Here is a 20,180-nt window from a genome sequence, read left to right as displayed (position 1 = left end):
TTGCATAAACAATGTCAATAACGATAACTCCATTTACGAAACAAGATTTGTTGCCTCAAGAAGAAAAACTTGAAATTGGCAGATACAAAAGAGAACTTTTCATTGGAATTCCTAAGGAAACTAGTTATCAGGAGCGTCGTATTTGCTTAACACCAGATGCCGTAAACTCTCTCACCTACCAAGGACACAGGGTTATGATAGAATCTGGCGCAGGAGAAAGTTCTAGTTATACCGACAAAGAATATAGTGATGCTGGTGCAGAAGTTACAAAGGATACCAAACGAGTTTTTGGTTGCCCTATGTTGTTAAAAGTTGAACCACCAACAGTTGCTGAGATTAAATTAATGAATCCAGAAACAATTTTAATATCTGCGATTCAACTAAAAACTAGGAAAAAGACCTATTTTGAAGCTTTGGCTCAAAAAAGAATTACCGCATTAGCATTTGAGTATATAAAAGATGAAGACGGAACTTATCCAGCTGTAAAATCATTAAGCGAAATTGCAGGAACAGCATCAATACTTATTGCTGCCGAATTAATGATTACAAATGAGTTTGGAAAAGGATTACTATTTGGTAATATTACAGGAGTCCCTCCTACCGATGTTGTAATTTTAGGCGCAGGAACTGTTGGTGAATTTGCTGCTAAAACAGCAATTGGCCTAGGAGCAACTGTAAAAGTTTTTGATAATTCGATTACCAAATTACGTCGCTTACAAAACAATCTTAATCAGCGTGTATTTACTTCGACAATACAACCAAAAGCGTTATTAAAAGCATTAAGACGTTGTGATGTTGCTATTGGTGCTATGCGAGGTAAAGAACGTTGTCCGATTATAGTAACCGAAACTATGGTAGAGCACATGAAAAAAGGTGCTGTAATTGTAGATGTAAGTATTGATACAGGTGGTTGTTTTGAAACCTCGGAAGTAACTACACATGAAAAACCAACTTTCATTAAAAGTAATGTTTTGCATTATTGCGTTCCAAATATCCCATCTCGATATTCTAAAACTGCCTCACTTTCAATAAGTAACATAATTACGCCTTATTTATTACAAATTGCAGAAGATGGTGGACTCGAAAGTGCTATAAGATGCAATAAAGGATTAAAAAACGGAATTTATATGTATCACGGAATCCTTACCAATAAAGCTATAGGCGAATGGTTTGATTTACCTGATAATGACATTAATTTACTTGTATTTTAAGGCAACTTTAGCGTACCTTTGCCAAAAATAGAATTCATGAAGTTTGTACATCGTTTTGCATATTATTTAGTTGGATTAGTTATGGGATGTTTCTTTGTAGCCCTTGTATTTAGTGGAAAAGATACACGTTGTAATTATTTTCCGAATGCAAGAGTTTTAAATGATTTAAGAAATAAACCATTTCACTATTCTGAAGAAGCTTCTAAAATTTTGACAGAAAAATGGATTGATACTTTGGATATAAAAAACACATTACAATTTGGTGATGTTGATTTTGATAAAAGTAATGTAGAATATAAAAAAGGTAAATTATACGTTATAGAAGGTAAAACCTTGAAAAATCAAGAAGTAATACTTAAAGTAATTAATTATCCAGGGAAAGCTGTTTTAGAATCTATAGAAAAGAAACCAGCAAATTAGAGCTATCGTATATACAGATATTTAAAAAAACTGAACACGAATTTACTTCGTCTGTTCGACTTCCAGTCTCGAGTCACAGCTAAGTTAATCATTAAAATTAATAGCCATTAATTAGAGAAATTAGTGTTTACTTTTTTTTATGTTGAAGTGGTATCAAATTAGAGCCATTTAATTTCTCGGATTTTCTTCGATTTTAAAAAATCATTTGTTTTAGTAAAATGCTTGTTTCCAAACCATTTTCCTTGATTGGCACTCATAGGCGATGGATGACCAGATTCTAGAATCAAATGTTTTGTACGGTCTATTTTAAGACCTTTCTTTTGAGCAAAAGCACCCCACAATAAGAATACAACATCTTCTTTTTGATCAGATATTGTCTTGATTACTGCATCGGTAAATAAATTCCATTTTAAATGTTTGTGACTATTAGGTGTATCTTTTCGAACAGTTAATGAAGCGTTTAAAAGTAAAACGCCTTGTTTTGCCCAAGATTCTAAATTACCCGAAGTCGGCATAAAAACCGAATCGAAATCGGTATTTAATTCTCTGAAAATATTACGGAGAGAAGGAGGGATTTTTACATTATCATTTACCGAAAAACTTAAACCATTAGCTTCTCCTACTCCATGATAAGGATCTTGCCCAATGATAACTACTTTTACATCTTGAAATGAACAATGATTGAATGCCGAAAAAATTAAATCAGTTGGAGGATAACAAACTTGGTTTTTATATTCATCTTCAAGAGATAATAGCAAATCATTAAAATAAGGTTTTCCTATTTCATCTGATAATACTGCTTGCCAATCTGGATTGAGGTTAATTTTCATTTCAATAAATTTTACTACAAATTACGCAAAGTTTTTTGCAAAGAACCAATTAATACTACTATTTAGTTTCAAAACTTTGTAACTTTGAAGCTTTACAACTTACGATATAATATGATATCTATTACTGATAAAACATTACAAGATTTACAATTCCCTACAGTGCTCGAAACTATTTCGGACATTTGTAATACCGATATAGGCAAACAAAAAGCTTTAGAAATAAGACCTTTTAGAGATAAAGAAACTTTGATGCAAGCATTGATGCAAACATCGGAGTATATTTCGTCTTTCCAAAATAACAATGCAATTCCAAATCATGGTTTTGATGCGATTACTTACGAAATTAAATTTCTGGCAATCGAAGATAGTTTTCTGGAAGTTGGCAGTTTTAGAAAAATTGCAACCCTATCATCTACAGTTAATTTCTTATTGAATTACTTTAAAAAATTTGATGATTATTATCCTAATCTAAATGCGAGAGCTTCGCAAGTAGAATTTACAAAAGAAATTATTTCGCAAATAGATGTTGTTGTAGATAAGTATGGAGAAATTAAAGATAATGCTTCTCCAGAATTAGCTAACATTCGACGTGACATGAATCTGGTTCGTGGTAAAGTAAACCAAAGTTTTGGTGTAGCTTTAACACAATACAATAGTTTAGGTTATCTGGACGATATTAAAGAAAGTTTTGTGCAAAACCGTCGTGTTCTTGCAGTTTTGGCAATGTATCGTCGCAAGGTAAAAGGTTCTATTTTAGGAAGTTCTAAAACTGGAAGTATTGCTTATATAGAACCAGAAACTACTCTTAAATACTCTAGAGAACTTAGCAATTTAGAATATGAGGAAAAAGAAGAAATCACTCGTATTTTAAAACAATTATCAAATGCTATTCGTCCGTATTTGTCTTTGCTTGTTGATTATCAGGCTTTTTTAAGTGATATTGATGTTGTTGCTGCCAAAGCAAAATATGCCAATAAGATAAATGGTATTTTACCAACAATTACAGAGGAACGTCGTTTGTATTTTAGAGATGCTTTTCATCCTATTTTGTATTTGAATAACAAACAAAAGAATGAAATTACGCATCCGCAAACTATTGAATTAAAACAAGATAACAGAATCATTGTAATCTCTGGACCAAATGCCGGAGGTAAAACAATCTCACTGAAAACCGTAGGATTACTACAATTAATGCTACAATCAGGAATGTTGATTCCTGTGCACGAGCGTAGTGAAACTTTCTTGTTTGATAGAATCTTAACTGATATTGGTGATAATCAATCTATTGAAAATCATTTAAGTACATATAGTTATAGATTAAAAAACATGAATTATTTCTTGAAGAAATGCAACAAGAAAACCATGTTTTTGATTGACGAATTTGGAACTGGTTCGGATCCTGAATTAGGTGGGGCTTTGGCTGAAATTTTCTTAGAAGAGTTTTACCATCGGGAAGCTTTCGGAATTATAACGACGCATTATTCTAATCTTAAGATTTTGGCAAACGAATTGCCTTTTGCAACAAATGCCAATATGCTTTTTGATGAACAATCATTAGAGCCAATGTACAAATTAGTTCTTGGTCAAGCTGGAAGTTCGTTTACATTTGAAGTCGCTTTGAAAAATGGAATTCCGTATGGTTTGATTAATCGTGCAAAAAAGAAAATCGAAATCGGAAAAGTTCGCTTTGACAAAACCATTGCAACACTTCAGAAAGAACGCTCGAAACTAGAAAAAACTTCTTTGAACTTAAAAGAAGAAGAAACTAGAGCGCGTGCCGAGAGTAACAAAATGGAAAATATAAATGTCAAGATAAAACAAAAACTAGAAAGCTATCAGGAATTATATGATAGTAACCAGAAGACGATTTATATTGGACAAAAAATTGAAGACATCTCTGAGAAGTATTTCAATAATAAAAATAAAAAAGAGCTGATAGGAGAATTTTTGAAGATTATCGAAATTGAAAATTCCAAACGTAAAAAAGCAACTCCGAAAGAAGCAAAAGCAATAGTTGAAAAGAAAAAAGAAGTTATTGCCGAAGTAACTGTTCAGGTTGAAGAAATTCGAAAAGAGAAAAAAGAAAAGAAATTAAAAGCAGTTGTCGAAAAACCTAAAGTAACTTTAAAAGTTGGTGATCGAGTGCGTATGATTGACGGAAGGTCTGTAGGAAGTATTGACTCTATCGAAAAAAATAAAGCTACAGTAAATTATGGCATTTTTACTTCGAAAGTAAATTTGGATGAATTGGAATTTGTTGAAGCAGCTAAAAAATAGTTTTTAGTTTTCTGTCGCAGTTTTCAGTACTAAAAAGCTAAAATTTTATCAAAAACCAAAATAAAGCGATTTAAACAATCATCTTCAGGAAGACACTTAATGAGTTGGAAGATTTTAAAAGACCACTTAAAAGTTATTTGTGAAAGCTGTTTTTGATTTAATAAATTTATACAATAATCAACATCGATAGAATAAACCAATAGTAATAAAAAGGAATATTTTTAACGAAATAAACTACATAAAGTAGCTTTGTCAAAGTTTTGAACTAAGGATGTAAGGAACTTTGATAAAAGCTAAAGTTTAATGTTAGTCTGCGCATTTTTGTCATTTCGACGAAGGAGAAATCTTCACAAGTAACTCCGTAACGAAAGTTCAATCTTTGTCGAGCTTCTCGCGAAGATTTCTCCTTCGTCGAAATGACAAGTTTGAGGTTATTTTGTGTAAATACTAAAGTTCCTTTCATCATTGATTTTTTACTTTGACAAAGCTTTTTAAAATTTTAACAAACAAAAAAATGTATCCACAAGATGACGTTACTTCGTTCCTCGCAAAGAATGCTGGGAACAAAAAAATAATTCTCTTTGATGGAGTTTGTAATTTATGCGATTCGGCGGTGCAGTTTATTATTAAGCATGATAAAAAAGATGTTTTTCGTTTTGCCGCTTTGCAGTCTGAAATAGGAAAAGAAATTTGTAAACATATAGGAGTTGATATTACCAAAGTTGATAGTATTATATTTTATGAACCTGGAGTTGCTTATTATTACAAATCGGGAGCAGCGATTGCCATAGCCGAAAATCTTGGAGTTTTATGGAGTTGGTTTTCTGTTTTTAAAATAATTCCTGTTTTTTTGAGAGACCCTCTATATAATTATATTGCTAAGAACAGATACAAGTGGTATGGAAAAAAAGAAAGCTGCATGATTACTACTCCTGAATTAAAAGCTAAGTTTTTGTAAGACCTATTTTTTTACGCAGATTTTACAGATTTGAGCAAATTTTAGTTTAATCTAATCTTGTCTTTTTCAAATCAAGGAGAAATTCTGAAAATTCATTTTTTTACTCACGCAGATTTAGCAGATTTGGGAGATTTTATTTTGCGCTAAAATTAGATTCGCCACAGTTTTATAATTTTGAATGAAGGAGAAATTATAATCTGAGAATTATAATCTGAGAATTGTGACTGAAACTTGAAACTGAAACTTGAAACTGAAAACTAAATCTCTAGCCCTGATGGTCGCGGCATCCTTTTTATTTTTTCTTTAAAAATAAAAAGATACAGCAGACAGCAGGAATTAGCTCCTAAAAAACATCAAAATTTACTATATAAAAAAAGCCTCAAATAATTTAATTTGAGGCCTTTTGTGATTGATAAGAATATTAGCTTCTTATTAATTTTCTGTATTTCAGACGTTTTGGAGTTAAATCTCCACCTAAACGTTTCTTTTTGTTTTCTTCGTATTCTGAGAATCCTCCTTCGAAATAGTAAACTTCTGAGTTTCCTTCGAAAGCCAAGATGTGTGTACAAATTCTATCTAAGAACCATCTGTCGTGAGAGATAACTACGGCACAACCAGCAAAATTCTCCAAACCTTCTTCTAGTGCACGAAGTGTATTTATATCTAAATCATTGGTAGGCTCATCTAATAAAAGTACGTTTCCTTCTTCTTTCAATGTCATCGCAAGGTGTAAACGGTTACGCTCACCACCTGATAAAGTTGAAACTTTTTTGTTTTGATCACTTCCACCAAAATTGAAACGGCTTAAGTAAGCACGAGAGTTTACTTGACGTCCGCCCATCATGATTAATTCCTGACCATCGCAGAAATTTTCCCAGATAGATTTATTAGGATCAATATTAGAGTGCGCTTGATCTACATAAGCAATTTTTACAGTTTCACCGATAGAAAATTCACCGCTATCAGGCTCTTGCTCACCCATAATCATTCTGAAAATAGTTGATTTACCAGCACCGTTTGGCCCGATAATTCCAACAATTCCAGCTTGTGGTAAAGTAAAGTTTAAATTATCATACAATAATTTATCTCCAAAAGCTTTAGCTACATTTTTAGCTTCGATAACATTTGTTCCTAAACGTGGACCGTTCGGGATATAGATTTCTAGATTTTCATCTAGTTGTTTTTGATCTTCGTTTAATAATTTATCGTAATTCTGTAAACGTGCTTTTTGTTTTGTCTGACGACCTTTGGCTCCTTGACGAACCCAGTCAAGCTCACGTTCTAAGTTTTTACGACGTTTTGAAGCTACTTTTTCTTCAAGTGCCATTCTGCTTGATTTTTGATCTAACCAAGAAGAATAATTTCCTTTCCAAGGAATACCTTCTCCTCTATCAAGCTCTAAAATCCAACCTGCAACATTATCAAGGAAATATCTATCGTGCGTTACAGCAATTACAGTTCCTGCATATTGTGCTAAATGTTGCTCTAACCAAAGAACAGACTCAGCATCTAAGTGGTTGGTAGGCTCATCAAGTAACAATACATCAGGCTGTTGTAACAACAAACGACATAATGCAACACGACGACGCTCTCCTCCTGAAAGATTTTTAATTGGCGTATCTCCGTCTGGAGTACGTAATGCATCCATTGCAATTTCTAGTTTGGTATCGATTTCCCAAGCTCCTAATGCATCTATTTTATCTTGTAAAGCAGCTTGACGATCCATCAACTTATCCATTTTATCTGGATCTTCGTAGTTTTCTGGAAGACCAAATAAGTCGTTGATTTTATTGTACTCTTCCAGAACTGCCATAGTTTCGGCAACTCCTTCGCGTACAATTTCGATAACTGTTTTTTCATCGTCTAATTGTGGTTCTTGTTCTAAATAACCAACTGTATATCCTGGAGCAAAAACTACATCTCCTTGGTAATTTTTGTCAACTCCAGCAATAATCTTCAAAAGTGAAGATTTACCAGAACCATTTAAACCTAGAATACCAATTTTAGCTCCGTAAAAAAAGCTCAAATAAATATTTTTTAATACTTGTTTGTCGCTACTTGAGTAGGTTTTACTCAATTTTGACATCGAGAAAATTACTTTCTTATCGTCTGACATGCCTATTTATTTTAAATTTTATTATTTATTCTTGTTTAAACTCTTCCTTTTAAAGCGTTGAAAACCCATGCATTGGCTAAAAAACCAACTCCTGTAGCTGCAAATCCCCAACCTGAAACATCTCTGTATCTAAAAATGCCAAGTCCTATTAAGAGAAATCCCATGATCACCATTATAAAAGTTGCCCATCCTAAGATTGTGTTTTTATTCATCCCCATAATTTGCGGTTTTTTATTTTTATATCAGCTTACAAATATCGGTAATTTTAGTGGCTTAATTAAATATTTTGTACAGCATTTCTTTTAATAAATCAGATTGCGGTAATGCATTGGCTCCCACTCCTTTACTTTTTAAATCAATATCTCGTAATGCCGAAACTACCTGACTCACTTTTTTCATTGGGAAATTTTTTATTGCTAAATCATACTCTTTTAAGAAATAAGGATTCACACCAATTGCAGCCGCTACATTTTTTGGATTTTTATCCTTTAATCCATGATATTTTAATAACTGAATAAAGAAACCAAAAATTAATCCTGTTGTCATAACTAGCGGATAATCTTTGGGGTTATGAGCAAAATTCTCTGCAATTTTGTATGCTTTTACTTGATTTCGTTCTCCGATTGCTTTACGTAGTTCGAATACATTATAATCTTTACTAAAACCAATATTTTCCTCTATATGTGTGGGTGTAATGGTCGTACCTTTGGGTAAAATTATCTGTAGTTTCTCCAGCTCATTATTGATTTTGCTTAAATCGGTTCCAAGAAACTCAACCAGCATTGCATTGGCTTTTGGCTCTATCGTATAATTTTTGCCTGATAAAACTCTTTTAATCCAATCCCCTACTTGGTTTTCGTATAATTTTTTACTTTCGTAAACAAGTCCTTTTTGCCCTAATAATTTGGTTACTTTTTTACGTTTATCCAACGTTTTGTATTTGTAACAAAAAACCAAAACTGTTGTAGTCATTGGGTTTCCTGCATAAGCTTCGAGTTTATCGATTGTTCTGGATAAATCCTGAGCTTCTTTTACAATAATAACCTGGCGGTCAGCCATCATAGGATAACGTTTGGCGGCCGAAACAACATCGTCTACAGTTACATCGCGACCATATAAAACCGTTTGGTTAAAGCCTTTTTCTTCTTCAGATAAAACGTTTTTTTCTATATATTCGGCTAATTTGTCAATGTAATAAGGCTCTTCTCCCATAAGGAAGTAGATAGGCATGATGTTCCCTGCTTTTATATCATTAACAATTTTTATAACTTCATCCATTTCTTTATTGTTTCAAGTTAAATGTTTAAGGCTGTTGTTTCAATATTTTGAAACTTTATCCCGAGACTTCGGGAGAAACCTAAAACTATTTTATATTTTTGCTTCATGCAAAAACTAAATTTTCCCTCTTATATATTTCGGTTCAAAAATAGCGAAAATAAAGTGTCTATTTTTGATGAAATCAGGAAAAAATTTATCATTCTCACTCCAGAGGAATGGGTTCGCCAGCATGTTGTTCAGTTTTTAATGGTGGAGAAAAAATACCCTAAATCATTGATAAATGTAGAAAAAGTTTTAAAGGTCAATGGGTTGCGTAAACGTTACGACATTGTAGTTTATAATCCTGATGGTACTATATATATATTGGTAGAATGTAAAGCACCAGAAGTAAAAATTTCGCAAGCTACCTTTGATCAGATTGCTAGATATAATATGACCATGAATGCGCAATTTCTGACAGTTACCAATGGATTGAGTCATTATTTCTGTCAAATGGATTTTGAGAATGAAAAATATGAATTTTTAAGGGAGTTACCGAATTATAATTCTCTAACGTAAATAAAATACTATACACTTGGATAAAATAGCAGTTGTTATATTAAATTGGAATGGAGTAAAATTATTAGAACAGTTTTTACCATCGGTAATACAATTTTCGCCTGAAGCTACTATATATGTAGCTGATAATGCTTCGACAGATACTTCTATAACTTACGTAAAAGAGCATTTTCCTACTGTAAAAATCGTTGTAAACACAGGTAATCATGGGTTTGCACAAGGATACAATGATGCATTGCAACATATCGATGCCGAAATTTATGCTTTGATAAATTCGGATATTGAAGTTACCGAAAACTGGTTACAACCAATTCTGGATACTTTCGCAAAAGAACCAAAAACCGCTATTATCCAACCCAAAATATTAGATTTTAAAAATAAAGCTTTCTTTGAATATGCGGGAGCTGCCGGAGGGTTTATTGATAAATATGGTTATCCGTTTTGTCGTGGGCGTATTTTTGATACTGTCGAAAAAGACAATAATCAGTATGATGATAATTGTGAATTGTTTTGGGCTTCGGGTGCTTGTTTTTTTATAAGGAGCATTGTTTATAAAGAATTAAACGGTTTTGATGAAGGTTTTTTTGCCCATCAAGAAGAAATAGATTTGTGTTGGCGTGCAATTAATCTAGGTCATACAATTAAATACAATTCGCAATCTGTTGTATATCATGTCGGTGGCGCAACATTGCAACAAGGTAACCCTAGAAAGACCTTTCTTAATTTTAGAAACTCCTTGCTAATGCTTACCAAAAACTTGCCTAAGCAAGGGTTTTACGGCATTATTTTTGCAAGACTAGTACTCGATGGTATCGCTGGAGTACAGTTTTTTGTGCAAGGAAAGTTCAAACACACTTGGGCAATTATAAAAGCTCATTTCTCTTTTTATAGCCTTTTTTCAGAATATTATAAAAAAAGAAGTATTTTTCAAACACGAAAATACTATATGATTAAAAGTGTCGTTTTCTTGTACTATGTAACGAAAAACCGTGTTTTTAAAGATATCTTTAACAGTAATCAAATTAATAACCCTTAACTTTGTAATTGAAAGTCTAATTAAATTTTATTTTTTATGAGAAAAATATTCATTGCCCTAACTGCACTAATGGTACTATCTTCGTGTGTTTCTAAAAAGAAATATGCTGATTTAGAAGCTAAAAACAAAGAAACACAAGATTTACTAAATTCTTGTACTGTAAAATTAAATTCTTGTTTAGAAGAAAAAGCTGGATTAACTGCTACAGTTGCTAGTTTAAAAGATCACAATCAGAATTTGATAAACAGTTCTAAAGATTTAACAATGCTTACTTCTAAAGGAGCTGAAAATCTAGAAAAATCTTTAGAAAGTTTAAAAGAAAAAGATTTAAAAATATCTAGACTTCAAGATGCTCTAACTAAGAAAGATAGTGTTACTCTTGCCTTGGTTACTAGCTTAAAAGGAGCTGTAGGTATCAATGATCCAGATATCGAAATTAATGTTGAAAAAGGAGTTGTATTTATTTCTATCGCTGACAAATTATTGTTTAAAAGTGGTAGCTATGATGTAACTGATAAAGCAAAAACTGTTTTAGCTAAAGTTGCAAAAGTAGTTAATGACAAACCTGATTTTGAATGTATGGTTGAAGGTCATACTGATAACGTTCCTTACAAAAGCAACGGAATTTTGTTAGACAACTGGGATTTAAGCGTTAAACGTTCTACATCTATCGTTCGTGTATTAACAAACGACCTTGGTGTTAACCCAGCAAAATTAATTGCAGCTGGTAGAAGTTCTTACGTACCATTAGTTGCTAATGATACAGCTGAAGATAAAGCTCGTAACAGAAGAACTCGTATCGTTGTTATGCCAAAAATTGACCAATTCTATGATATGGTTGAAAAAGAAATGAAAAAACAATCAGGTAAATAATCTGATGATTTCATATTAGAATTGTCCTTTTTAGGATTAAGATTCTAGAATAAATTAAAGCCAGTGAAAATTTTCACTGGCTTTTTTTATGCTTACTATTTTTCTACTTTAATTAAGCTTCTCTTGTAGTTTTGGATGCTCAGCCTGACGAAGGCATAGTTTGTCTCCCTGAGCGGAGTCGAAGGGTTTATATCTAAAAAATTTACAGTGATAATACATAAAGTGAATTCACTGATAAGCCATGCCTTAAAAACACTATTTATAAAAACAGAAAAAGCAGGTCGGTTGACCTGCTTTTATGTATCCTTAATCTTTTTAATAACCAATTAAATATCAATTAAGAATAACATTATCGTGATATATGTTTATAATGCATTGTTAATGTAGCTCTAATATAAGCAATTAACTTCAAATACCTTGCCGTAGCAATATATTTTTACAAAATATCTAAACTTCCTTTTCCTTCTCTAACGATTACTGGCTCATGTTCGGATAAATCAATAATAGTAGATCCAACATTATCTCCATAACCACCATCGATAACCATATCAACTACATTTTGCCATTTTTCAAAAATAAGTTCAGGATCGGTTGTATATTCAATAACATCATCCTCATCGCGAATAGAAGTAGAAACAATAGGATTTCCTAACTGACGTACAATTTCTAAAGCTATTGAATTGTCTGGCACACGAATTCCGACAGTTGTTTTCTTCTTAAACTCTTTTGGCAAATTATTGTTCCCAGGTAAAATAAAAGTATAAGGACCTGGTAGAGCTCTTTTTAATATTTTAAAGGTCGATGTATCTATTTGTCGTACATAATCAGATAAGTTACTTAAATCGTGGCAAATAAAAGAAAAATTTGCTTTTTCGAGCTTCACTCCTTTTATTTTTGCAATTTTCTCTAAAGCACGAGAATTGGTAATATCACAACCTAAACCGTAAACAGTATCTGTTGGATAAATAATCAAACCACCATTTTTTAAAACCTTTACTACTTTTGCAATAGCAGCTTCACTCGGTTTATCGGGATATATTTTTATAAATTCTGCCATTTTGTTTTAGTTTAAAGTTTTAATTTGATTAAAATTCAAAAGATTCTAGTATGAGTTCATCAACTTTTTTCTTGATTCTATTATCTAGCTATCTAAGTCTATTCTCTTACTTCAATGATCTTCTACCCAATCACATCTAATTTTGCAAAACGAAGTAACAACTTTTTAAGTCCGCCAACTTCAAATTTTATTTCTGCTTTTTTATCAGCACCTACTCCTTCTATATTTACAACTTCACCTCTTCCAAAGCGTTCATGCATTACAAGATTTCCAATAGTTAATTTATTATCAAATAAATTAGGAGCACTTGCATTAGGATTATTACTCGATACAGGTTTTAGTTTACGAATATTTAAATCCGATTTTGGTTCATTGTTATTAACCTGTTTAGGAGGTGTTGTCCCAATTGGTTTTGCTAAACGTAATTTTGATTTATCAACATCACCAAAAACGTCAATGTCAATCATTGGTTTATAACGATAACCACTTTCTGCTGGCGTCAAATATTCTAAATACTGACCGTCAATTTCTTCAATAAAACGAGAAGGTTCACTATCTGTTAATTTACCCCAACGATAACGCGATTGTGCATACGTTAAATAAGCCTGATGCTCTGCGCGTGTTAAAGCTACGTAAAATAAACGACGTTCTTCCTCAAGTTCACTTCTTGTACTCATACTCATGGCACTAGGAAATAAATCTTCTTCCATCCCAACAACAAAAACATGCGGGAATTCTAGTCCTTTTGCAAGGTGAATTGTCATTAAAGCAACCCTATCTTCATCGCTCGTATCTTTATCTAAATCGGTTGCAAGTGCCACATCTTCCATAAACTCAGACAATGCCCCTCTTGCTCCATCAATTTCTTTCTGACCTTCGGTAAAATCTTTTAAACCGTTTAGTAATTCTTCAATATTCTGAATTTTTGCCATACCCTCAGGTGTAGCATCTTTCTTTAGTTCCTGAACTAATCCCGTTTTTTTTGTTACATGATCCGTAATATAAAAAGCATCCTGATTTTGATCAATAACCTGAAAACTCTGAATCATCGTTACAAAATCTCTAATTTTATTCTTTGTCCCAGCATTCAGTTTCAAGTCAATTTTATCAATATTAACCATTACTTCCCAAATAGAACGTTTGTAATGATTGGCAGCAATAGTCAATTTTTCAACAGTAGTATCTCCAATTCCACGAGCAGGATAATTAATTACACGCACCAGTGCTTCTTCGTCTTTCGGATTAATTACCAAACGCAAATAACACAAAACGTCTTTAATTTCCTTACGTTGGTAGAACGATAATCCACCATAGATTCGATACGGAATATCACGTTTTCTTAAGGCATCCTCCATCGCACGGGATTGTGCATTAGTACGATACAAAATTGCAAAAGAGCCATTATGCAATTGATTTTGCATTTTTTGTTCAAAAATGGTACTCGCTACAAAACGACCTTCTTCAGAATCTGTTAAACTTCTGTGGACTTTAATTTTTTGTCCAAAATCATTTGCAGTCCAAACTATTTTATCAAGTTTGGTCTTATTATGTTCCATTACAGTATTTGCAGCTTCAACTATGTTACGGGTTGAACGATAATTTTGCTCTAAACGAAACATTATCACACCTTCATAATCCTTCTGAAAATTCAAAATATTATTAATATTCGCTCCACGGAAAGCATAAATACTCTGCGCATCATCTCCTACAACACAAATATTCTGAAACTTATCAGATAAAGCCTTTACAATTAAATACTGAGAGTGATTTGTATCCTGGTACTCATCAACCAAAATATAGCGAAAACGGTTTTGATATTTCGATAAAACTTCTGGAAAACGATTTAGTAATTCATTGGTTTTCAATAGCAAATCATCAAAATCCATAGCACCCGCTTTAAAACAACGGTCAACATAGTGCTGATAAATTTCTCCTAATCTTGGTCTTTTAGCCATGGCGTCAGCCTCTACCAATTCAGGATTATTAAAATAAGCTTTTACCGTAATCAAACTATTTTTATAATTTGATATACGTCCTAAAACCTGTTTTGGTTTATAAACATCACGATCCAGCTGCATTTCTTTTATAATAGAAGAAATTAGTCTCGCTGAATCCTGAGAATCGTAAATCGTAAAATTAGACGGATATCCCAAATGATCTGATTCTGCACGAAGAATACGCGCAAAAATAGAGTGGAAAGTTCCCATCCAAAGGTTTTTTGCCTCCGACGCCCCCACAATATCAGATATCCTGTGTTTCATCTCACGTGCCGCTTTATTGGTAAAAGTAAGCGACAAAATATTGAACGCATCAACACCCTGCGCCATCAAATAAGCAATTCTAATTGTTAAAACACGTGTTTTCCCCGAACCTGCCCCAGCAATAATAATCATCGGCCCGTCTTTCTTTAAAACAGGCTGTCTCTGTGCGTCATTGAGCTGGTCAATGTATTTTTGCATGAAATTTTTCTCCATAATTGATGCAAAAATAAGAATTTAAAAAGAAAGTTCCTAAGCTGTTAAGACACTGAGTTGCTAAGTTTTTTTTGAAGCACAACAAAAGGCATTTTTAAGAAGCAAAGTTCCCGCTTTCGGCTTTATCTCTCCGTTTCACTGCGAGGATATCACCTCTATCGGGGCTAAACTCAAACAATAGTTTTTTTTTAAAAGAGTCTAAGGTTCTAAGCGAGGTACTAAGGTTCAAAATATCAAAGATGAAAAAAACTTAGCATCTTAGAATCTTAGCCTCTCAGAACCTCTATTTATAAAATACATCATAAGCAAAACGTATCAACGTACCGATTACGACAATCAAAAAGAAAACTCTAATAAAACCATTTCCTTTATTTATTGCCAGCTTAGCACCAAGCCATCCACCAAGTCCATTACTTATGGCCATAGGAATTGCAATTGTCCAAATGATCTTTCCTTTTATAATAAACAAACAGATAGATCCAAAATTAGTAGCTAAGTTCACCATTTTGGCATTTGCCGAAGCTTGCAAAAAATCGAAACCCATTAAGGCTATAAAAGCAACTACAAAAAAGCTGCCAGTTCCAGGGCCAATAAAACCATCATAAAAACCAACTATTATACTAATTACAACAGCATATAATATTTGGGTTTTAGCTGAATGATCTTTGGCCACATGTTGACCAAAATTCTTTTTAGCATAAGTATAAATTAGCAATAGCGATAAAACTACCAGTAACAATGGTTTCATAAAATCATTGCTAACATAAGTCAATAAAGTAGATCCTAAAAATGCAGATGGGACTGCTAAAACCATCATAATCAATAATAACTTCCATTGAATGGTTACTTTTTTCATGTATTGAAAAGCAGCAAAAGCGGTTCCGCTAAATGCAGGTAATTTCAGAGTTCCAATAACAGTCGAAACAGGTAAATTTGGTAATAAAATTAATCCCATTGGAGTTTGGATTAACCCGCCACCGCCTACAATAGCATCAATAAATCCTGCTGCAAAAGCAGCTAAACAAAGCAAAATTATAATATAGTTTTCCAATTATAGTGTAGTATTTGATTAAAATTTGAATGTCAGCAAAATTAGCCTTCTTAAACAAATATTACAATTAAAATGATGCTGAATTACAACCAAAAGTATATTTTTGTTTCCTTAAATTATAAAAATGGATTCAAACAAAATCATAGAAGTTCTAGCTTATACTATACCTTCAATCATAACAGGAAGCGTAGCTTATTATTTTTTCAAATCGTATCTTCAGGATAAACAAAATACAAGAAGATGGTTATTGCAAAAAGATGCTCAAAAACAAGCTTTGCCTTTACGATTACAAGCTTATGAACGAATTACTTTATACTTAGAACGTATTAGTTTAACTAATTTATTGATACGCGTTGCGCCAATATCTAATGATAAAAATGATTATGAAAATTTAGTTATTGCACAAATCGAGCAAGAATTCGAGCATAACTTAACGCAACAAATATATATGTCTGATGAATGTTGGACTATTGTAACCACAGCTAAAAATGCTACAATCCAGATGATTCGTAAAGCAAATATGAGCGACCGTGTAGACAGTGCAGATAAATTACGTGAGGTTATCTTAAATGATTTATTTGATAAGCAATCACCAAGCAGTGCTGCTTTAGGATATATTAAAAGAGAAGTAAGCGAAATGTGGTAATCTTTAATTGTAGATTTTAGAGTGAAGAATAAAACATCTGACTTATATAGAATTTTAAGATTATAATAAAAAAGTTAACCATATAAGTGATGTAAGTTCATTTAAGTTTTATGCTGATTAGTTGCGCTTATATTTACTTACATCACTTACATGGTTAAAATGATTCAGTGAATACTAACTTATTTAATTAAGTTCAATCTTTATTAATCTAAAATCTACATTCTAAAATCTAAAATCATCTATTATCACTCATAATTTCAGACTTATTCTGAGCATATTCATATCCTTCTTCCCACCACTTTTTCATTTCTTCTTTGTTAAAAATTAATGCGTTATTGGTTAGTTTTGTTGGTGTATAAAACAAGTTCAGTTTCACATTTTTGTTTTTCGCCAATAGTTTTCCAATAGCAATATCATGTTTCTCAACCTGATCTAGAGCAATTCGGAACAAATCTATCATTAACGAGAACGGATTTTTGCCAATTGTACTTTTTGTAGTGTTTACTTCAGTTTCCAGAATAACCACATCTATCTCGGTTGCACCACGATTTATGGCTTCACGTATTGGTACCAAACTTGAGAATCCTCCGTCTCCATATTCTGAGTTGTTTTTAGACACTAAACTCATAAACGGAATATAGTTACTTGATATCCAAATCCAATCGCAAAATTCATCGTAAGAACAATCTTTTATCGATTTATATTCAGCTTCATTTCGAGACAAGTTGGTAACCGTAACAACAACATCAGTTTTTAGTTTTTTTAGCTGATTAAATTCAGATAAAGACAAATGATCTTTGATGTATTTTTGCAATCTTTTGCTTTCACCAAAGGTTCTTTTTCCTTTAAAAAACTGACGTAATACATTAAAGTGATTTATGGTAACAATATCAATACCGCCTTTCTCTTTTACAACAAAAGGGCTGATATTAAATATTTTATTCATGCTTACATTGGTGTAGATTCCATGGATTTTATCAATATTTCCAAGTGCCAAATGCGGAATAAGTAGACTTCCTGTAGATGTGCCTAGAAATAAATCGTATTCACATTTTTTTATTTGTAATAAATATTGTGCAACTCCTCCGGCAAAAGCTCCTTTGCTTCCTCCTCCTGAAATAACCAATGCTCTCATAAATGTATTGTAGTTTTTTTTTAAGAGAATAGAAGAAAGAACAAAGAAAATAGACTAAACCTTTACTCTATCCTCTTTCTTCTATTCTCTTTCTTCTATTCTCTTTCTTCTGTTCTCTTTCTTCTATTCTCTTTCTTCTATTCTCTTTCTTCTATTCTCTTTTTACTCTTTCAACAAACGTTCTAATTGAAACTGTTCATTCGAGGACAAATTAGGCAAAATTCTTTCAAATGAAGTACGCATTTCACTATTTTTTAATAATAATCGAATAGTATCTCTACCAAATTTAGAAAATTGCCACATATGATGCGTTGTCGCGTTTACTAAGTTTGTTAATACAATATCATTTGTTAATCGAAAATCTATTAATTTTTCTAAAGCATTCTGGCGTGTTGTTGCTTCATATTTAGGCGAAGAATATTCTATTAATTCATTAATTAAAACTTCTGGTTCTGTTGCGTAATTAGGTGTTGATAAAGCTAATGATAACCATAATGTTCTTAAATTATAGTCGTTAAATCCTATCCAGTTTTTCGATTTATTTAAATATTCGCTGCGACGAGAAGGAAAATTATTCCACAGATAAAACAGCGCTATTTCCTGCGTTTGGTATGATTTATCATCTAGTAAAGACTCATACAGAGGTCTGAAATCTTCAGGAATTTTTGGCAAAGAAACAGCTACTTCTTGTCGAACTTGTAGGTCGTTTGTGTTTAAAGCCAGAATGAGTAATTGCTTTTTCGCCTCATATTTTTCATTCTTCAATTGGTTTACAATTGCTTTTTTAACTGTAAAATAAACATCCGATTGTAATGTTTTCATCAAAAAAGCTTCTTTTTCTGCTAAAGGCTTTTTACTAGCTTTATCAACTTCTAAGCGTATTTGAATCGCTTTATTTTTGCTCAACAATTCATTTGCTTGTTGTGTATTAAAAGCAGTCGTTTCAAGCCATACTTTTGAGAATTCTTTTAAATCATAATTAGAGAGTTTTTTTATTTCTACAAAAAATTCGTCCGTATTTACAGTCTGAAACGCATATTTTTTCAAATAATTCTTAATTACTTTTTTGAATGTTTTATCACCCAAAGCATCATGTAAAACAAATAAAGCCCAAGCCCCTTTTTCGTAAAAAGTAAGCGAACTAGCTTTGGCATTCAAGACTGGAATTGTGTCAGTTCTTGATGCATATTTTAATTGTTGTGCAGTATCGTATAATTTGGAATAAAAATAATCCTCACCATAAATTTCTTTCTCAGCAAGCAAAGCATAATAGGTTGCAAAACCTTCTTGCAGCCAATGATGCGTACTACTTTCGGCAGTAATTAAATTTCCAAACCAATGGTGCGCCAATTCGTGTGCGTTAACATTGGTGTATTTTCTATCTTCAAAGCCTATAGAATCAACAACATATCTGGTAGAAAGCAAAGTAGCTGTTGTATTCTCCATGCCCGCATATATAAAATCACGAACAGGAGCTTGCTTGTATATTTCCCAAGGGTACTTCACTCCTATTTCTTTCTCCAAAAAGTCGAAAATCTGTTTAGAATAGCGATAAGTTGGCTCAAAACGAGAGATATCATTATTTTCGATGTAATATTCTAAAGGGATTCTGGATTTAGATTTGAGCTCTTTTTCTTCATATTTCCCAATGGCAAGCATTAGTAAATAAGAGCTCATAGGATTTTGCATTCGATATTGCCAAACAATAGAATTCCCATTTTCGAGTTTGTTTTTTAATAATCCGTTTGAGATAACTTTATAGTTTTTATCAAAAGTAATATTTAGGTTAAAAACTACTTTTTCATTTACATCATCAAAACTTGGGAACCAATTACTGGTATATCTTCCCTGTCCTTGTGTCCATACTTGTCCATTTACATCATCTGATTTATCACCTTGAGCGGAGTCAAAGTTACCCACAAAATACAATGCCTGTTTTGGCTTGGCTGAATAATTAAATGTAAGTGTGTTTTTTCCTTTTTGGAACGGAAAAATTAATTGTAATTGCTTGTTTGTATTAATAAATATAATTTCATTTCCGTTGATTTTTAAATTCGAAAACGACATATTTTGAGCATCAATTTTTATAGTATCGATAGGTTTTAGAACATCAAAATCATATATCACATTCCCTGATATTGATCTGTCTGTTGTATTGATAGTGATTTCCCCTAAAACTGATTTAAAATCGACATATTGGGTTTGTTGAGCAAAACTGAAAAGGGAAAAGAAAAAAAAGAGGTATTTCATTATTTGTTTT

Annotated in this window: 17 protein-coding genes; 8 read left to right on the top strand and 9 right to left on the bottom strand. The window is 32.3% G+C overall.

The features are described 5' to 3' along the window. Nucleotides 1-11 precede the first annotated feature (11 nt). Together SHI72_RS22185 and SHI72_RS22180 are read left to right on the top strand one after the other, a co-directional pair. Nucleotides 12-1,211: an alanine dehydrogenase gene (locus tag SHI72_RS22185; protein ID WP_039111991.1), complete on the top strand. Its 1,200-nt coding sequence runs from the start codon at nucleotides 12-14 to the stop codon at nucleotides 1,209-1,211. Nucleotides 1,212-1,247: 36 nt separating this feature from the next. Beyond that, nucleotides 1,248-1,631 (top strand): DUF4258 domain-containing protein, encoded by a 384-nt coding sequence (locus SHI72_RS22180; RefSeq protein WP_039119188.1) that lies wholly within the window; start codon nucleotides 1,248-1,250, stop codon nucleotides 1,629-1,631. 158 nt (nucleotides 1,632-1,789) lie between these two features. Here SHI72_RS22180 and SHI72_RS22175 read toward each other — a convergent pair whose 3' ends face one another. Further along, nucleotides 1,790-2,461, bottom strand: coding sequence for a uracil-DNA glycosylase (locus tag SHI72_RS22175; protein ID WP_323491427.1), 672 nt, complete (start codon nucleotides 2,459-2,461; stop codon nucleotides 1,790-1,792). Between the two features lie 111 nt (nucleotides 2,462-2,572). Between SHI72_RS22175 and SHI72_RS22170 the strand changes: the two genes are divergently transcribed. Together SHI72_RS22170 and SHI72_RS22165 are read left to right on the top strand one after the other, a co-directional pair. Then, nucleotides 2,573-4,738, top strand: coding sequence for an endonuclease MutS2 (locus tag SHI72_RS22170; protein WP_039111988.1), 2,166 nt, complete (start codon nucleotides 2,573-2,575; stop codon nucleotides 4,736-4,738). Nucleotides 4,739-5,252: 514 nt separating this feature from the next. Then, a complete protein-coding gene (locus tag SHI72_RS22165; protein WP_323491426.1) occupies nucleotides 5,253-5,696 on the top strand; it encodes a thiol-disulfide oxidoreductase DCC family protein in 444 nt (147 codons plus the stop codon). Nucleotides 5,697-6,117: 421 nt separating this feature from the next. Here SHI72_RS22165 and ettA read toward each other — a convergent pair whose 3' ends face one another. The 3 genes from ettA to holA are packed head-to-tail and all read right to left on the bottom strand — an operon-like array spanning nucleotide 6,118 to nucleotide 9,090. Then, nucleotides 6,118-7,812: an energy-dependent translational throttle protein EttA gene (gene ettA, locus SHI72_RS22160; RefSeq protein ID WP_039111986.1), complete on the bottom strand. Its 1,695-nt coding sequence runs from the start codon at nucleotides 7,810-7,812 to the stop codon at nucleotides 6,118-6,120. Between the two features lie 35 nt (nucleotides 7,813-7,847). Further along, the gene (locus tag SHI72_RS22155) at nucleotides 7,848-8,030 is read right to left on the bottom strand and encodes a CAL67264 family membrane protein (RefSeq protein WP_035624132.1); all 183 of its coding nucleotides are present in this window, start codon (nucleotides 8,028-8,030) and stop codon (nucleotides 7,848-7,850) included. 55 nt (nucleotides 8,031-8,085) lie between these two features. Next, nucleotides 8,086-9,090 carry a DNA polymerase III subunit delta gene (gene holA, locus SHI72_RS22150; RefSeq protein WP_039111960.1) on the bottom strand — a complete coding sequence of 335 codons (1,005 nt, stop codon included), beginning with the start codon at nucleotides 9,088-9,090 and terminating at the stop codon, nucleotides 8,086-8,088. Nucleotides 9,091-9,195: 105 nt separating this feature from the next. On the opposite strand from holA, the gene SHI72_RS22145 reads away from it, so the two are divergent. From SHI72_RS22145 to SHI72_RS22135, 3 genes are read left to right on the top strand one after another with little or no spacing between them, the layout of a single operon-like run. Beyond that, the gene (locus SHI72_RS22145; RefSeq protein WP_039111959.1) at nucleotides 9,196-9,648 is read left to right on the top strand and encodes a type I restriction enzyme HsdR N-terminal domain-containing protein; all 453 of its coding nucleotides are present in this window, start codon (nucleotides 9,196-9,198) and stop codon (nucleotides 9,646-9,648) included. 16 nt (nucleotides 9,649-9,664) lie between these two features. Further along, nucleotides 9,665-10,684, top strand: coding sequence for a glycosyltransferase family 2 protein (locus SHI72_RS22140; protein ID WP_323491425.1), 1,020 nt, complete (start codon nucleotides 9,665-9,667; stop codon nucleotides 10,682-10,684). 36 nt (nucleotides 10,685-10,720) lie between these two features. Then, nucleotides 10,721-11,557 carry an OmpA/MotB family protein gene (locus SHI72_RS22135; protein ID WP_039111957.1) on the top strand — a complete coding sequence of 279 codons (837 nt, stop codon included), beginning with the start codon at nucleotides 10,721-10,723 and terminating at the stop codon, nucleotides 11,555-11,557. 436 nt (nucleotides 11,558-11,993) lie between these two features. Here the strand turns inward: SHI72_RS22135 and SHI72_RS22130 are convergent, their stop codons facing one another. The 3 genes from SHI72_RS22130 to SHI72_RS22120 form a co-directional block, all read right to left on the bottom strand. Next, nucleotides 11,994-12,614, bottom strand: coding sequence for an L-threonylcarbamoyladenylate synthase (locus SHI72_RS22130; protein ID WP_039111956.1), 621 nt, complete (start codon nucleotides 12,612-12,614; stop codon nucleotides 11,994-11,996). Between the two features lie 122 nt (nucleotides 12,615-12,736). Beyond that, nucleotides 12,737-15,073 carry an ATP-dependent helicase gene (locus SHI72_RS22125; RefSeq protein WP_039111955.1) on the bottom strand — a complete coding sequence of 779 codons (2,337 nt, stop codon included), beginning with the start codon at nucleotides 15,071-15,073 and terminating at the stop codon, nucleotides 12,737-12,739. Between the two features lie 298 nt (nucleotides 15,074-15,371). After that, nucleotides 15,372-16,139 (bottom strand): sulfite exporter TauE/SafE family protein, encoded by a 768-nt coding sequence (locus tag SHI72_RS22120; RefSeq protein WP_323491424.1) that lies wholly within the window; start codon nucleotides 16,137-16,139, stop codon nucleotides 15,372-15,374. A gap of 124 nt (nucleotides 16,140-16,263) precedes the next feature. On the opposite strand from SHI72_RS22120, the gene SHI72_RS22115 reads away from it, so the two are divergent. Further along, nucleotides 16,264-16,785 carry a hypothetical protein gene (locus SHI72_RS22115; RefSeq protein WP_039111953.1) on the top strand — a complete coding sequence of 174 codons (522 nt, stop codon included), beginning with the start codon at nucleotides 16,264-16,266 and terminating at the stop codon, nucleotides 16,783-16,785. Nucleotides 16,786-17,020: 235 nt separating this feature from the next. Here SHI72_RS22115 and SHI72_RS22110 read toward each other — a convergent pair whose 3' ends face one another. Next, nucleotides 17,021-17,920, bottom strand: a complete 900-nt coding sequence (locus SHI72_RS22110; RefSeq protein WP_039111952.1) for a patatin-like phospholipase family protein — start codon at nucleotides 17,918-17,920, stop codon at nucleotides 17,021-17,023. A 162-nt stretch (nucleotides 17,921-18,082) separates the two neighbouring features. Next, nucleotides 18,083-20,170 (bottom strand): M1 family metallopeptidase, encoded by a 2,088-nt coding sequence (locus SHI72_RS22105; RefSeq protein ID WP_323491423.1) that lies wholly within the window; start codon nucleotides 20,168-20,170, stop codon nucleotides 18,083-18,085. Between the last annotated feature and the right edge of the window lie 10 nt (nucleotides 20,171-20,180).

Origin of the sequence: Flavobacterium sp. PL02 (genome assembly GCF_035013205.1) — a bacterium.
Taxonomy (GTDB): domain Bacteria; phylum Bacteroidota; class Bacteroidia; order Flavobacteriales; family Flavobacteriaceae; genus Flavobacterium.
Note: the sequence above shows the minus strand (reverse complement) of the source record. Positions and strands in the feature narration are given on the sequence as shown.